This is a genomic window from Janibacter sp. Soil728 (genome assembly GCF_001428305.1).
In the GTDB taxonomy this organism is placed as follows: domain Bacteria; phylum Actinomycetota; class Actinomycetes; order Actinomycetales; family Dermatophilaceae; genus Janibacter.
On the sequence record NZ_LMRZ01000001.1, the window covers coordinates 491,917 to 507,151 of the forward strand.

General features: G+C 72.2%; 10 protein-coding genes. 3 read left to right on the forward strand and 7 right to left on the reverse strand.

Translation table 11 applies throughout. From position 1 onward, the window contains the following. Nucleotides 1-25: 25 nt before the first annotated feature. The 3 genes from ASG73_RS02390 to ASG73_RS02400 form a co-directional block, all read right to left on the reverse strand. Nucleotides 26-820 (reverse strand): GTPase domain-containing protein, encoded by a 795-nt coding sequence (locus tag ASG73_RS02390; RefSeq protein WP_055990198.1) that lies wholly within the window; start codon nt 818-820, stop codon nt 26-28. Nucleotide 821: 1 nt separating this feature from the next. Then, nucleotides 822-1,043 carry a mycoredoxin gene (locus tag ASG73_RS02395; protein ID WP_055991361.1) on the reverse strand — a complete coding sequence of 74 codons (222 nt, stop codon included), beginning with the start codon at nt 1,041-1,043 and terminating at the stop codon, nt 822-824. A 107-nt stretch (nt 1,044-1,150) separates the two neighbouring features. Then, on the reverse strand, nt 1,151-1,888 hold the full coding sequence (locus tag ASG73_RS02400) for a SprT-like domain-containing protein (protein ID WP_082566932.1): 738 nt from the start codon (nt 1,886-1,888) through the stop codon (nt 1,151-1,153). Nucleotides 1,889-1,978: 90 nt separating this feature from the next. Here ASG73_RS02400 and ASG73_RS02405 point away from each other — a divergent pair, with 90 nt between their 5' ends. Together ASG73_RS02405 and ASG73_RS02410 are read left to right on the forward strand one after the other, a co-directional pair. Beyond that, a complete protein-coding gene (locus tag ASG73_RS02405) occupies nt 1,979-2,974 on the forward strand; it encodes an LLM class flavin-dependent oxidoreductase (protein WP_055990201.1) in 996 nt (331 codons plus the stop codon). A gap of 398 nt (nt 2,975-3,372) precedes the next feature. After that, complete coding sequence (locus ASG73_RS02410) at nt 3,373-4,167, forward strand: M57 family metalloprotease (RefSeq protein WP_055990205.1); 795 nt, start codon at nt 3,373-3,375, stop codon at nt 4,165-4,167. Between the two features lie 77 nt (nt 4,168-4,244). On the opposite strand, the gene ASG73_RS02415 is transcribed toward ASG73_RS02410, so the two are convergent. After that, entirely contained in the window at nt 4,245-5,642 is a 1,398-nt protein-coding gene (locus tag ASG73_RS02415) for a carboxylesterase family protein (RefSeq protein WP_055990208.1), read from the reverse strand. 152 nt (nt 5,643-5,794) lie between these two features. Here ASG73_RS02415 and ASG73_RS02420 point away from each other — a divergent pair, with 152 nt between their 5' ends. Then, nucleotides 5,795-6,295, forward strand: a complete 501-nt coding sequence (locus ASG73_RS02420; protein WP_055990211.1) for an ASCH domain-containing protein — start codon at nt 5,795-5,797, stop codon at nt 6,293-6,295. A gap of 43 nt (nt 6,296-6,338) precedes the next feature. Here ASG73_RS02420 and recD read toward each other — a convergent pair whose 3' ends face one another. The 3 genes from recD to recC all read right to left on the reverse strand — a co-directional run bounded on the left by recD (nt 6,339) and on the right by recC (nt 15,204). After that, the gene (recD, locus tag ASG73_RS02425; protein WP_082566933.1) at nt 6,339-8,162 is read right to left on the reverse strand and encodes an exodeoxyribonuclease V subunit alpha; all 1,824 of its coding nucleotides are present in this window, start codon (nt 8,160-8,162) and stop codon (nt 6,339-6,341) included. Continuing rightward, nucleotides 8,159-11,644 (reverse strand): UvrD-helicase domain-containing protein, encoded by a 3,486-nt coding sequence (locus ASG73_RS02430; RefSeq protein ID WP_055990214.1) that lies wholly within the window; start codon nt 11,642-11,644, stop codon nt 8,159-8,161. The genes recD and ASG73_RS02430 overlap by 4 nt, the downstream gene beginning before the upstream one ends. 74 nt (nt 11,645-11,718) lie before the next feature. Next, nucleotides 11,719-15,204, reverse strand: coding sequence for an exodeoxyribonuclease V subunit gamma (recC, locus tag ASG73_RS02435; RefSeq protein ID WP_082566993.1), 3,486 nt, complete (start codon nt 15,202-15,204; stop codon nt 11,719-11,721). Nucleotides 15,205-15,235: the final 31 nt, after the last annotated feature.

A 15,235-nucleotide genomic window follows, 5' to 3' on the forward strand; every position in this document is an offset into this window, starting at 1 on the left:
GGGGGAGTAGCGCGAAGGGGGTGGCTCAGACGTGACCGCTGAGCTGGGCCATGCGGGACTCCAGCGCTGCGAGCATGGCGCTGCAGCGTTTGTCGGCCCCCTTGCGAGCGGCCTTGCCGGTCGCCTCGCCCGGTTCGGTGCACATCGGCAGGACGTCGACGGACAAGCGGGCCCCGCCGGCGAGGGAGCGCAGCTCGTCGAGCTTGGCGGCGAAGGGGGAGCCGCTGCCGGGGGAGTAGTAGCGCACCGCCTCGTCGAGGTCGTCGGGGAAGAGGTCGGCCTTGGTGACGACGATGATCAGCCACACCGGGCGGTCGCGGCGCAGGGCCATCGACGCGATCCGGTGCGAGGTGATGGTCCAGTCCTCGAGCTCTGCGGCCAGCTGCTCTTCGCGGGTGGCCTCGGCAGTGCCGGTCGTGCCCGCGGGGCGGCGCGGGGTGGCGTAGCCGTTGGCGACGACGTGCAGGATCCCGTCGACCGGGTCGTCGTGGAAGACCTCGTCGAGGGCGCCCAGGCGGGTCGCGGCGTTGTCGCCGGGGACCACGCGGAAGCGGAAGCCCCTGCCCTTGGCCGAGCGGCGGGTGCGGCGCTCCATCGTCGCCGAGCCGACCTCGACGGTGCTCTCGGCGGAGGTGCGGCGGGCGATCCGGTCGGCCAGGCGGGTCTTGCCGACACCGGTCATGCCGGTGACGGCGACAGCGGGGAAGCGGCCGCGGAAGAGGTGGGTCAGCTGGTGCGGCGCGGTGGACAGCGCCGACAGCGCGGTCCCGGCGAGCGTCGTGCCCACGGCGGTTCGGGTGACGGGGGACACGCGCGCCATGTCAGCCCAGCGCCTTCTTGACGTCGGCCAGCGACGGGTTGGTCGCGGAGGAGCCGTCGGGGTAGAGCAGCGTCGGAACCGTCTGGTTGCCGCGGTTGATCGTCTCGACGAGCTCGGCCGTGCCGGGTGTCGTCTCGATGTTGATCTCGGTGTAGCCGATGCCCTCGCGGTCGAGCTGCGACTTGAGGCGACGGCAGTAGCCGCACCATGTCGTGGAAAACATCGTGACCGTACCTTCAGGGGGCAGGTCGAGGCCGGGGGGCAGGATCTCGCGCACGTTCACCCCTCCAGCCAACCACGACTTGGCCCCAAGTCCAGCACGCGGCGCCCTCAGGCAGAGGCGAGTCCCCCTGCTCGTCCCTCGCGGGCCGCCTCGCCCGGCGTCCTCCCGGATGCAGTCTCCACGTGGTCGAAGGGGACGGTGAGCAGCGATCCCGAGCCCCGCACGTGAAACCGGGTGCGCCCACGTTTGATCACGACTCCGACGAAGCCCTGGTACCGGCCGGGAGTGAGGACGCGCACTCGGTCGCCCACGCAGACGAGATCGCCCGTGCCCGCACGCTCGGTGGTGAAGCGCAGCGCGGCCAGCTGGCGTTGGTAGGCCGGGGTCATCTGGGCAGCGACGCCGTGATGGGTCCAGGTGAAGAGCGCCTGCGCGCTGAAGGTCCGACTGCACTCACGGCACGAGGTGACCTGCGACGGGCGGCGGTGCCGGTCGATGGTGTGGCCGGCCGGGCAGGTGCCCAGCCACGCACCGGGGACGCTCGGGGCGTCCTGCGGCAGGCAGCGCTCGGGTGAGGCTCCGATGCTGCGGGCCATCACCTGCCACTTCGGCCCGTGACCGTGCCGAGGACCGACGAGGGCGTGAGCGATCTCGTGCAGCACCGTGTCGCGGACCTGGTCCGGCGAGTGCAGGCGCGTGAGGGGCGCGCTCAACCCGATCGTGTGCTCCGCTGCGCGACAGATGCCCGCGCGCTTCTTGGCGCGGTCGAAGACGAGCCGCCAGTCCTGCAGACCGTGGTCGTCCATGAGTGCGCGACCCATGCGTCGCGCCTCCTCGATGTCCATGAGCAGGAGGGTAGGCGCTGGCCCCGACAACCCCCCCTTCGCCCGGGTGCTGACGGGAATACCCCTCGGTGCCCAGCGGTTGCCGCTGTCGTGCTCCCCAAACTCTCTCTCCTCGACCTGGCCACTGTGGGCCACGACCAGCCGATCAGCGAGGCGCTCGCCGAGACCGTCACCCTCGCGCAACGCGCCGACGAGCTCGGGGCCTTCGAGCGACTGTGGTTTGCCGAGCACCACAACATGTCGCGCATCGCGTCCGCCGCGACCTCCGTGCTCATCGCCCACGTGGCGGCGCGCACCGAGCGGATCCGCGTCGGCTCCGGCGGGGTCATGCTGCCCAACCACTCCCCGCTCGTCATCGCAGAGCAGTTCGGCACCCTCGCCGAGCTGCACCCCGACCGCATCGACCTCGGCCTCGGTCGCGCGCCCGGCACCGACGGCGCGACGATGCGCGCCCTGCGCACGGACCCGCGCAGCGCAGAGTCCTTCCCCCAGGACGTGCGCGAGCTCCAGGGCTATCTGTCCGGGGACACCCTCATCGACGGGATCCACGCCTACCCCGGCCGCGAGACGCAGGTGCCGCTCTACATCCTCGGCTCATCGCTCTTCGGCGCGCAGCTGGCCGCGGCCTACGGTCTGCCCTACGCCTTCGCGAGCCACTTCGCCCCGGATGCCCTGCAGCAGGCGGTGCGGGTCTACCGCGAGCGCTTCACCCCGAGCGAGCAGCTGAGCAGCCCCCATGTCATCGCCGCGGCCAATGTCGTCGCCGCCGACGAGTCCGCCGACGCCACCGCGATCGCGGACAAGGTGCTGCGTGCGCGGGTGCGGATGCTCGCCGGCCGGGTCGGCAGCGGCAGCCTTGACGAGGACATGATCACCGCGCTCATGGACAGCGCCGTCGGGGCCCAGGCCCGACACATGCTCACCCACACGATCGTCGGTGACCCGAAGCAGGTCTCGGCAGGGCTGGCCGACTTCGCGTCACTCGCCGACGCGGACGAGCTCATCCTGACCAACCCGGCTCCCGGTCTCGACCAGCGCGTGCGCACCCTCGAGATCCTCGCCGGCCTCGTCGAGTCGGCGAGCTGACCCCCCTTCGTCCTGACGAAGTCGGCACGTCTCCTGCCGGAACCTTGACGCCCCGGGGGTGGAGTCGTGACGCGGTGTGCGCGTAGCGTCGACATCGTGCACGAGACCTGATCGGGCGGACCGCGAGGGGATCCACCCGATCACTGGTTCTCGAGTCTCCCCGGGCTCGGAACCACCCCTGAGGGGATGCCCCTCCGCGACGGATTTCCTCCCCGTCGTGGAGGGGCATCCTGCTGTCTCGGCCCGCTCGTCACCCGGCCGTCGGGCCACCGCAGGCCTTGACCAAACCCATGCGAAATCTGACCCGAAGTCGGGTGGAGTGCGGGCCGCGACGGTCATAGATTCCCCACACCCGCAAGGCGCGACCGCGCCGCGGGACCTCACGAAGGGTGAATCGCATGAAGCGTGCAGCAACCGTCCTGGCCGTCGCCGCCACCGTCTCGCTGGGGGCCGCCAGCGTCGGGTACGCCGGGGTGACCGAGGAGCCGACGTACCAGGACTTCAAGACGCAGACCCTCCAGGACACCGACCGGCAGTACATCGTCAACGGCGACATCCCGGTGTCGGGTGAGAAGCAGCTGCGCGAGTTCTACCAAGGGATGGTCAGCCCCGGGCAGGACAACCAGCTCATCGTCAACACCGTCTACGGCAAGGACGACGTGTGGACCGCGAGCCAGGCGAAGAACCTCACCTACTGCGTGAGCACCAAGTTCGGGTCCGACCACGCCCGGGTGCGTGACGCCATGGCCAGCGGTGCGGCCCAGTGGGAGGCGGCCAGCTCCGGTGTCGACTTCACCTACGTCGCCAGCCAGGACGGCAAGTGCACGACGCGCAACAACGACGTCGTCTTCTCCGTCGAGCCGACGCGGACGACGAGCTACATCGCGCGGGCCTTCTTCCCCAGCACCAGCAAGCGCAGCCGCAACGTGCTCGTCAGCACCAGCCAGCTCTTCAACGCCGGCTCGTGGACCCCGAGCAACATCCTGGCCCACGAGCTGGGTCACGCCCTCGGCTTCCGCCACGAGCACACGCGCCCGGAGGCTGGAACCTGCTTCGAGGACAACAACTGGCGTCCGCTGACGCCCTACGACTCGGCGTCGATCATGCACTACCCGCAGTGCAACGGCTCGAGCGACGACCTGAGCATGACCACCGCGGACCGCGAGGGCATCCGCTCGGTGTACGGCTCCTGAGCCTTCCGCCCCACGACTGACGCCCCCTTCGTCCGCGCTCCCCCCCATGGACGAAGGGGGCGTCTGCCTGTCCGCGGTCAGCGGACCGGGAGCTCGCGGACCTCGATGAGTCCCGGCTCGCAGATGACGCCGACGTCACCGGTACGGGCGAAGTTGGCGAAGATGCGCCGCAGCGTTCGACCGGAGCGCTCGAAGTCGTCCGGGTCCACGCCAGCGACGAGGTCGGCGTCCAGCCAGGTCGCCAGCTTCCCCTGTAGTAGCGGCAGCTCGATGGTGTGCGCACCCGCATAGGGGTTGCCGGGGACGCCCCAGGTGATGAGGTAGCGCTGCCCTCGTCCGCCCGCGCGGTGGTGCCGCTCGGCGAAGTCGAGGATGCCGCGACCGTAGATCCGGTCGGTCAGCGCCTGCCCGACCCGCCGGACGAAGGCGCCGCCCAGAGGTGCGACGAAGGAGCCTCGAAGGGGAGCGACCCACGGGCTGAGCGGTCGGCCGCCGAGAGCCTTGGCGATGAAGAGCGAGGCTTCTCGGTCGGTGGACCCGATGAGGACGTCGACCCGCTGGGCAGCTTCGCTCCAGGCCGCGTCGAGGTCCCGCTCGGCGGGCAGGGGGTGGTGGCCGTACTGGACGCCGAAGGGCATCCCCGCGGACATCCCGTGGCGGGCGATCGATGGCTCGACGGTCGGCTGGGCGGCGAGCACGTCGTCGATGTCCGTCTCATCGGTCAGGGACTGCGCGATGCGCATCATCGCGTCGGTCATCGCGGACCGCCCGGGCATGACGCCGATCGGTGGGCTCTGGATGATCGCGCGGCGGAAGAGCCCCTCGGCACCCTCGGCGATCATCAGGTGCGCGATGGCGTCGCCGCCCGCGGACTGGCCGAAGAGGGTGATCTCGTCGGGGTCTCCGCCGAAGGCCGCGATGTTGGTCCGCACCCACCGCAGCGCCTCGATCTGGTCGAGGAGGCCGAGGTTGGCGGGGCGGGTCGCGCCGTCACCGAGGTAGCCGAGCAGGCCGAGCCGGTAGGTCACGCGTACGACGATGACCCGCTGCTCGACGACGAGGACCTCAGGGTCGTAGATCTCGAGATCGCCCGCGCCCGAGACATAGGAGCCGCCGTGGATCATCACCATGACCGGCAGCGTCTCGCCGACGGCCAGATCGGCCGGCACGGTCACGGACAGCCGCAGACAGTCCTCGTCGAAGGGCAGCTCGCCCGGGGTGAGCCCGAGGACCTCCTCCAAGAACTCGACCCGGGGCTGCGGGCAGGCGGGCGACGGGCCGGTGGCGTCGATGCGCTCGACCGGGGTCTGCGCCACGGGTGGGGCGAAACGTGCGGCCCTCGCGTAGCGGATCCCACCCGCGCGCAGGACCTGGCCGTCCCGGCGACCGACGATCTGCCCGGCCGGCGCCGACCACACGGGGGACGCCCCCTTCGTCGTGGTGTCGCTGCGTGAGGTGCGGGCCGGTGTCGTCATGCGGTCAGCGTGCCACGGTGGCCAAGGGTCAACGCATCATGAGTGGATCCTCAGGGCCTTGCAGCGCGGCAGGCTCTGACTCGTACCGACACACCGTGAGGACATGGCCCGCGGCCACGTCCTCGAGGCGTGTCCGGGGGCATGATGGGCAGATGGATGACCTTGAGGCCTTCTGGCAGCGCGCGCAGCCGCACGCAGTCGCGACGGTGAACTCGTACATGGGTGAAAACCCGCTGGCACTCCTGCGCCCACCGGCTTGGGCCTTCGGGGCCACCCCCGAGCAGGCGGACGAGCTGCTCGCGCTCGTGCTCGACGGGACCAAGACCTCGACCTCGTCAGCCCTGTGGGACTACGAGGCCGAAGGGGAGGACCTCCCGACCGAGGGCACCCTCGGCATCGTCACCGACGGGAGAGGAGCTGCTCGGGCCCTCGTCGTGACGAGTCGGGTGCGGACGGTCCCCTTCGACCAGGTGGACGAGGAGCACGCCAGCGCCGAAGGGGAGGGCGACCGTTCCCTGGCGTACTGGCGGCAGGTGCACGAGGCCTTCTTCACCGACCACGCGAGCCACGACCGGGGCTTCGCCCCGGACATGCCCGTCGTCCTCGAGGACCTACGGGTCATCTACTCGGAGCCGGCGGACGCGCCCCAGTAGCCCCACGCATACCGCGGGCCACCGGGTCCATCTCGTCGAGCTGTCAGACCCGGTGCCGCAGCCCCGTGGCCCGCTGGGTGCGCCGGGTCACGGCGGCCCGGATCGCCTCGTGCGACCCCACGAGCGTGATCGACCTCTGGGCGCGCGTGATCGCCGTGTAGAGCAGCTCGCGGGTCAGCAGCCGGGAGTCGGCATCGGGCAGGAGCACGGTGATCGACTGGGCCTGGCTGCCCTGACTCTTGTGGATCGTCATCGCGTGGGCGGTGTCGACCTCACCGAGCGTGGACGCGGCGTGGACCTGCGGTGCCGTCGGCTCACCGAAGACACCCACGAGCCGACCGTCCTCGCGCAGCGACATGACGCCGGTGTCGCCGTTGTAGAGCCCGAGGCCGCGGTCATTGGTCGTCACGAGCAGGGGGCGTCCGAGGACCTGGCGTCCGGCGTAGTCCGTGGTCTCGCCGAGCCAACGCTCGACGCGGTCGTTCCACGGACCCACACCCCAGGGACCGTCGCGGTGGGCACACAGCAGGCGGTGCTCGCCGAGGGCGCGCAGGGCGTCGGCGTGCCGACGGGCGAGGGCGAGGTCACGCAGTCGGGCCGCGTGCTCGACCAGCCGGGGCCGCAGGACCTCGTCGGCCCCGAGCACGTCGTCCACCGGCAGATGCTCGACCGGTCCGCCCGGGGCGGCGGCCTCGAGCAGCTCGATGACCCGGTCGGCGTCACCGACGCGGACGGCCTCGGCCAGCTCGCCGATCTCCTGGCCGAAGCGGTGCGAGGTGCTCAGTCGCACCACGGGTCCGCTCTCGCCGTAGCCCGCGACGAGGTCGGCCAGGACGGCACCGGCCTCGACCGAGGCCAGCTGGTCGGGGTCGCCGACGAGCAGCAGTCGGGTCGTCGGACGCAGCGCCTCGAGCAGGCGTGCCGTGAGGGTCAGGGAGAGCATCGACGCCTCGTCGATGATGACGATGTCGTGAGGCAGGGGGTTGCGGCGGTCCCGCCGGAAGCGGTTGCCGCTGTCGGGACGCCAGCCCAGCAGACGGTGGATGGTGACGGCTTCGATGTCGGTGCCGAGGCGGTCGCGGTCCTGGGGTGGGAACTGCGCCAGTGAGCCGAGGACCGACTCGCGCAGCCGGGCCGCGGCCTTGCCCGTCGGTGCGGCGAGAGCGATGCGGGGGCGGTGGCCACTCGACTCGGCCTGCTCGAGCAGCAGGGTCAGCAGCCCGGCGACGGTCGAGGTCTTGCCGGTGCCCGGGCCACCGGCGAGGACCGTCGTCAGCCGCCCGGCCGCAGCCTCCACTGCGGCCCGCTGCTCCGTCCAGGTCTCCTTCGCGAAGACCCGGTCGAGCCCCGCTGCGAGCATCTGCTCGTCGACGATCGGCTGCTGCGCCTGCGCCCGTCGGGCCAGGTCGTCGGCCACCTGGACCTCTTCGCGGTGGTAGCGGTCGAGGTAGACGAGGTCGTGCTCGACGAGCAGCACTCCCGCGTCGGCGAGGGCGCTGGAGCGCACCCGCTCCAGCCACTCGTCGGTGGGCGCTGGCTCGAAGGAGACGCCCTCGGCCTCCCTCGTGGCCGCGGCCACGCTCTCAGCCCCTGATCCTCCGTCGGCCTCCGTGTCGCTGGTGGTCCCCGCAGCGAGGAGGTCGCGTGCGTGCTCGGGGTCCAGGCTGGTCGAGCCCTCGCGCGCTGCCCGCACGGTGAGGGCGAGGGTGATCCGCACGAGCGGGTCGCTCTCCTCGACGAGCTCGGCCAAGCGGGTGGCGACGTGGACATCGGCGGCCTCGAGGACGCCGGCGGCGTTGAGATCCGCCAGCTCACCGGTCGCCATGCGCGCGATGCGCCGGTCGTAGCGATCGAGGACCTCGATCATGGCGTCTCCTCGGGGTTGGTGGTCGACGTTCCGGACGTCGAGGGTCCGGACGCCGCTGGCTCGGACGCCGCGGGTCGACGGCCGTCGAGCAGGTCGGACACGCCCTCGATGAGCGCGATCGGCGGCTGCCAGGAGAAGACGCCGGTCGGGTGCCCGTCGACGGTCGGGGTGGCGGGCCCGGCCATGCCGCGCAGGTAGAGGTAGAGCACCCCACCGAAGTGCACCGCCGGGTCGTACCCGGGCTGGCGCCACCGCAGGAATCGGTGCAGCACGACGCCGTAGAGGATCGCCTGGAGCGGGTAGGAGGAGTGGTTCATCGCCTCGCGCAGGGCCGAGGGGTCGTAGTGCTGCGTCGTCAGTGGGGTGTCGACAGGACCGAGCCAGTTGGTCTTGTAGTCGACGACGAGGTGACGCTGCCCGACGCGCAGCACGATGTCGACCGACCCGGTGAGGTAGCCGCGCAGGGACTGGTCACCGAGGAGCGGGTTGTCGAGCACATCGGCGAAGGGGAGGACCGGGTCGTCGCTCGGCAGGTGCGCCCGCATGAGCTCGGCCAGGTCCCCGAGGACGGCCTGATCGGCCGACGGCGCCGGCGCATCGTCGCCCCCACCCAGCGGCAGCTCGAAGTCCATCTCGCAGAGTCGGTCCCGGGCCCCGATGTCGGCGAGGCTCGTACCCGGCGCCAGCGGCCCGAGGGGGGTGCGGACCACCTCGACGAGCGCTTCGGCGAGGGCATCGCGATCGAGGTCGGGCACCGGCCACGAGATGATCTGCTCCTCGATGCGGGCCCGCAGCTCGGTGAGCAGGTCCGGCGCCTGGGCGTCGGCCTCCTCGAGCACGGCGTGGACGAGCGAGCCGAAGCCGGCTCCCACGGGCAGGTCGGCCATGGGCGAGGGGATGTGCCCGTCGCCCCCCTGAGCAGGAGAGTGCCCTTCGCCCCCTCCAGAGGGGGCGAAGCCGTCGCCGACGACGGCGAGAGGGGCGCTCCCCTTCGAGGCTCCTACGTCGCTCCTCAGGACATCGCCTTCGTCGTCCTGACGGTCGGTGACCTCCGGCTCGCTGGCCACGAGGGTGTCGGGCGCGGCGTGGGCCACGTCGTCGAGGGGCCGGGTCAGGGCGGTGTAGGAGGTGCGCCGCCAGTCGTCGTCGACGGTGCGGGTGAATCCGCGCACCGACAGGTCGGTGGTCGTCTCGGGCTGCACCATCGGCACGGGCGACGGCTGGTCGACGTACTCGACGCGCAGGGCCCCCCGCTGCTCCCACTGGGTCAGCTGGTCCTGCAGGGTCGCGTCGCCGGGGACGGGGTGGGTGCGCGGCACCGGTCCCTGCCCCTGCGAGCGACCGAGGAGGACGCGATGGAGCGAGGAGGGGCCGGTGTTCTTGGCCGAGGGGAACCACCACGTGACGACCTGGCTCTGGGCGCGGGTCATCGCCACGTAGAGCAGCCGCAGCGACTCGCCGCTCTCCTCCGCCGCGGCCCGGTCGAGGCGGTCCTGGCGGCCCTCGTCGGAGCTGATGCCGATGTCGAGGCAGCGGGTGCGATCTGCGCGGTGGAAGTGCAGGACGTCCGGGCGCGGCAACCACCGGTCGCAGACGAAGGGGAGCATGACGATCGGGTACTGCAGCCCCTTGCTCGCGTGGATCGTCGCGAGGTGGACGGCGTCGGCGTCGCTGTCGAGGCGGCGGGTGCGCTCCTCCTTGCGGGTCGCGCCCATGCGCTCGCGCAGCCACGCGGTCAGCGAGGCCAGCCCGTCGTCCTCGGTGACGACCCGCTGGTGGAGGGTCTCGCCGATGTGCCGCAGATCGGTCAGGAGGCGTTCGCCGTCGGTGCGGGCGAGGACACGGGCGTCCATCCCGTCGGCGGTCGCGGCGGCGAGGACCGCGGCGACCCCGCGCCGTCCGAGCAGAGCGGCCCAGGTCCGCAGCCGGTGGGCGACCTCCTCCGTGACGTCATCCCCGCGCTCGTCGAGCTCGCGTGCATCGAGCCCGACGAAGGGAGTGAGCGCTGCGGCCCGCACGCGCTCGGGTCGGTGGGTCAGCTCCATCGCCTCGAGCAGCGTGAGCCATGCGGTCGCGGCGGGGGAGTCGTAGATGCTGTCGCTGGAGACGATGACTGAGCGCAGCCCGACTGCGGTCAGGGCCGAACGCACCTCGTCGAGCTGTCGGCGGGTGTGGGCGAGGACGGCGACATCCCCGGCGCGCAGCTGACGCCCGTCGAAGGTGGTGCGTCCCGCGAGGAGCCGGGTGATCTCGGCGGCGCAGTCCGCCGCGACGAGCGGTCGCACGGCGCCGATCGACACGGAGCGCTCGCCGGGAGGCAGGACGCGCTCGCTGGGCAGGGCGCGCAGGCGCACCGGAGCGAGCAGCCCGTCGGGCGCGATGCCGTCGGCGACCCCGAGGCGGGAGTCCTCGCGAGCGGCGCTCACCGCGTGCACGACGATCTCGGGGTCCCCGAGCTGTGCCCCGCCGAGCAGCACTCCCAGACTGCGCACGAGCGGCCCGTCCGAGCGGTGGTTGACCCCCAGCGTGTGCTTGGTGGTCGCGCTCTCGGAGGCGGTCAGGTAGGTGTCGACGTCGCCGCCGCGGAACCCGTAGATCGCCTGCTTGGGGTCGCCGATGAGGACGAGGGTGCTGTGGCCGCTGAAGGCCCGGTCGAGGATCTGCCACTGCACGGGGTCGGTGTCCTGGAACTCGTCGACGAGGACGACCTTCCACCGCTGACGCATGCGCTCGCGGGCGGGTGAGTCCTCGTCCTCGAGGGCAGCGGCCAGGTGGGAGAGCAGGTCGTCGTAGCCGAGGACTCCCTGGCGGCGCTTGCGACGGTCGAGCTCGGCACGGACCAGGTGGGCGAAACGCAGGCTGCGTGCGTCTGCGGTCCCGCCCTCGAGGGCGCTCGGGTCGAGCTGCGCATGCGGGTTCTCGGTCACGGCCCGGGCGATCTCCCCGGCGCGCTGCCGAGAGAAGGCCGGTGGGCCACCTTGGGCGAAGCCGCGGACATAGAGGTCGTCGACGACCTCGTCGCGCAGGTCGGACAGGTCGTCGACGAGCCGGGAGTGGGGGTCGGAGTCACCGGCGACACCGAGGCCGCGTAGCACGAGCTGGCAGAACTGGTGGGTCGTGGCGATCGTCGCCGCGTCGAAGTGGGTGAGCGCATCCCGCAGCCGCCGGACCCGTGCGGCCACCTCGTCGTCGGTGCCCTCACGCAGCAGCGCCACGACCGGGTCGGCGGTGGTCAGTCGGGGGTCGGCGACGTGCCGATGGACATGCCGCAGGTGCTCACGGACCCGTTCGCGCATCTCGCGCGACGCCGCCCGACCGAAGGTGATGACGAGCATGTCCTCGAGCCGCACGACGCCCTCGGCGATGTGCCGGGCCACGAGGGCCCCGATGGTCCACGTCTTGCCCGTCCCCGCGCTCGCCTCGAGCAGGACCGTCCCGGTGGGCAGGTCCGCCGTGATGTCGAAGGGGGTCAGCTCGCTCATGCTTGTGCTTCGCGCCGCTTCGGGTCCTCCGCGCCTCGCTCGTTCCTCGCTCGTGTGCTCGAACCCGGCGTCGCTCATGACATGCTCCCGACGTTGTCGAGGGCCGGGGCCCAGATCTTCGGGGCCAGGGTGGCCAGGTCGGTCCCCGGGCCGGCCGGCGCCTCGAGCAGGACCTCGAAGGGGGCCGCGCTCCCGTGGACGAGACGCCACCACGCGTCGTCACGCTCGCCGGGGATGCTCCCGCCGTTCTTGAGCATGGTCAGCTCCCACTCGCCGACTGCCTTCTGCGCCGCGGCTCGTCGGTGGGTGGGGTTGCGGTGGACGACCTGCATCCAGGCGTGGGCGGTCTTGACCGGCAGGGGTAGGGGCGCGGTCTGCCCGAGGGAGTACACGTCGATGAGGGCAGCCAGATGAGACCGTGCGGCGGCGCGGGGGAGGGCGCCGAAGCTGGTGCGGGCGACCTTGCCGCGCGATCCCTTGCCGAGGGCGGATGCCTCCCAGCCCTCGTCGTCGGCTCCTGCGGCGGTGAGTGCGAGCAGCCGGATCCACGAGGCCATGAGCTGCTTGGGGCCCAGGCGCGAGTAGGTCGCGTCGACGACGTGCAGGCCGCGCACCCCGTCGACCGTGCCGGTCAGGCGCACGTCGCCGGGCAGGGTCACCTCGACGTCGACCGAGCGCGGGTCCTCCGAGGGTCCGAGGGCGAGCTGACCCATGAGCAGCTCGACGGCGCGGCCGATCTCCTCGAGCGTCGCCTCGCCGAGGCCTGCGGGGGGCAGCTCGCCGCGGAGCAGCTCGGCCCGGTAGATCGAGCGGGGGTCATGGCCGGCCATGCGGGCGCGCAGGGCGCGATCGCCGACGGTCCACTTCTGCAAGCCGTCGAGGTCGATGGGCAGCCGGTCACTGACCTCCTCGGCCTCCCGGGAGACCCCGACCTGCAGCCGGTCACGCAGGAACCCGCGAGCCGGGTTGTCGAAGAAGGAGATGAGGTCCGCGAGCGAGATGTCCTTGATCGTCCGTGAGGGCAGGGCCGTGGTGAGCAGCCGACCGGGTGCGGTGCGTGGGCCTGCGCTGGCTCGGGCGGCGAGCAGGGCCGACCGGTCGAAGCTGAAAGGACGCGACCCGCTCACCCCGTCAGTGGTGAGGTTGCGCGCGTCGAAGGGCTGCAGCGGGTGGTGCACGACCTCGATGGGAGCGGCGGTGGTCTCGCGTGCGGCATCGATGAGCTCTCCCAGAGGAACGGCGGGCGGGCAGGGCCCACCGCTGTGCTCGTCGGCGCCGGTGTAGGCGATGACGAGCTGCTCGCGGGCGGCCAGGACGGCGTCGAGCAGGAGCTGACGGTCCTCGCTGCGGGCATCGCGCTCGCCGGTCAGCGGGCGGCGGGCGAGCACGTCGTCGCCGTCGATGCTCTGCTGCCGGGGGAAGGTGTCGTCGTCCATGCCGAGCAGGCAGACCACGCGGTGGGGGACGGAGCGCATCGGTGTCATCGTGCACACCGTCAGCCCTCCGGTGCGGAAGCTGGCCCGACTCGGCCGCCCCGCGAGCTGGTCGGCGAGCAGGACGCGCACGTCGGCCAGACGCAGAGGCACCTCCTCGCTGGCGTGGCGGGCGGCGGAGGAGAGGGTGCGCTGCAGGTCGCCGACCTGCCAGCGCTCGCGGGTGGGGACGTCGGTCAGCGCGAGGACGGTCTCGGTGAGGCCGTCCATCCACTCGCTCGCGGTGCCGGCTCGCTCGAGCTGGTCGAGGCCGTCACCGATGCGGGCCAGCAGCTCGCTGATCCGACCCACGAGGTCCACGGACCCGCTGCCGACGTCGTCCAGCGGCATGACCCCGCCGACCTGCAGCGGTCCGTCGGCGGAGACGGTGACGCCGAGCAGCAGTCGGTCGAGGCCGAAGCGCCAGGTCCCCTGCGGCTCCACGTCGAGGGCGAAGGGGGCTCGCCCCGCCTGGTCGTAGCCCCACCGGATGCCGGAGTCGCCGACCCATCGGCTCATCGTCGCGAGATCGTCGTCGTCGAGGCGGAAGCGTCGCCGCACCGGCTCGGTGGCCGCGAGGTCGAGCACCTCGCTCGCGGTGAGGCGTCCCCCGGCCAGCCCGACGAAGCGGTCGGCGACGGCGAGCAGCGGGTTGGTCGCCCGCAGCGACCGGTCGGCCAGTCGAACCCGCAGTCGGTGGGCCGGGTGGGTGTCGACGCCCTCGGCGTCGGTGCCGTGGTCGCCGAGGCCGAAGGCCGCCCCGATGAGCGGTGCGTAGGTCTCGACATCGGGGCACATGATCAGGACATCTCGCGGCTCGAGCGTCGGGTCGTCCTCGAGGAGCCCGACGAGCACCTCGCGCAGGACCTCGACCTGGCGGGCGGGGCCGTGGCAGGCGTGGATCTGGATCGACCGGTCGTCCTGCGGCACGGATCGGGCCAGACGCTCGGCCTCGTCGGGGACGTGGTCATCGCGCAGGTCCGCCTGCAGCCACCCGAGCACGGACGTCGGTGCGCCGTGACCGACGGTCCCTGAGGAGGTCGCCCCGCGACCGTCATCATCGGTCCCTGAGGAGGTCGCCCCGCGACCGTCATCATTGGTCCCTGAGGAGGTCGCCCCGCGACCGTCTCGAAGGGCCGCCCCCAGCACCCGCGCCAGCTCGCGCGAGTCCCGACCGAGCGAGGCGAGCAGGGGGTGGCGCACGAGGTCGCTCGTCGAGTCCTCGACCCTGGCCACGACACCCTCGCAGGCGCTGGGTGTCAGTCGCTCCCACAGGTCGGTCGACGGTTGCGGCAGCCACAGGTGGACGTCGCGGGAGAGGGCGAGTGCCTCGAGCAGCTCGACCTCGGTGACGGCCAGCCGGGTGTGGCCGAAGAGCGACAGGCGCTCGGGCAGGTCGAGGCCGTCGATCCCGTCGCCCCTCATGTCCTCTCTCGTTCCCTGAGGAGGCGCGCCAGCGCCGTCTCGAAGGGCGGCAACGGTCTCGGCGTGCCGCACGTCCGGTGGGGGAACGTCGACGGCCGTGACGAGCAGGCGCCACAGCTCTGCCTGCCACGCGAGGTCGGCATCGAGCGCGCAGCCGGCCCCGTCGGTGTCGCGACCTTCGCGCCAGTCGGTGAGCATCGTGGGTCGGCTCTGCCCGTAGCGGTGGAATAGCCGCGCCAGCCGCAGCGCGACGGAGTAGCGCCGCCCGGCACGCACGTCGAAGAGGTCGCCGGGCGCGGTGTCGTGACCGAGGTGCCGGCTCAGCGCGACGCACCACGGCTGCCCGAGCGAGGCGTCGATGACCTCCAGGAGCGGCCAGACGAGGTGCTGCGGCAGCCACGGGTCGTCGTCGTCGCGACCGGTGAGCATCGTGACGAGCGAGCGGGGCCGCAGGAAGGTGACGCCTGCGCACACCCCGTCCTGGCCCCCTTCGCCCGTCCCGAGGCGGTGGGAGAGCCGCTGGGCCAGCCAGCGCTCGATGCCCTGCTCGGGCACCACGACGACCTCCTGCGCGAAGGGGTCCGGCAGCGGGCTCGCCAGCAGCTCGCCGAGCTCGTCGGCGAGGGTGTCGGTGCGCTGCGCGCGGTGGAGGTGAAGTGCCACGGTCAGACCGTATCCGCGCAGACCGACAACG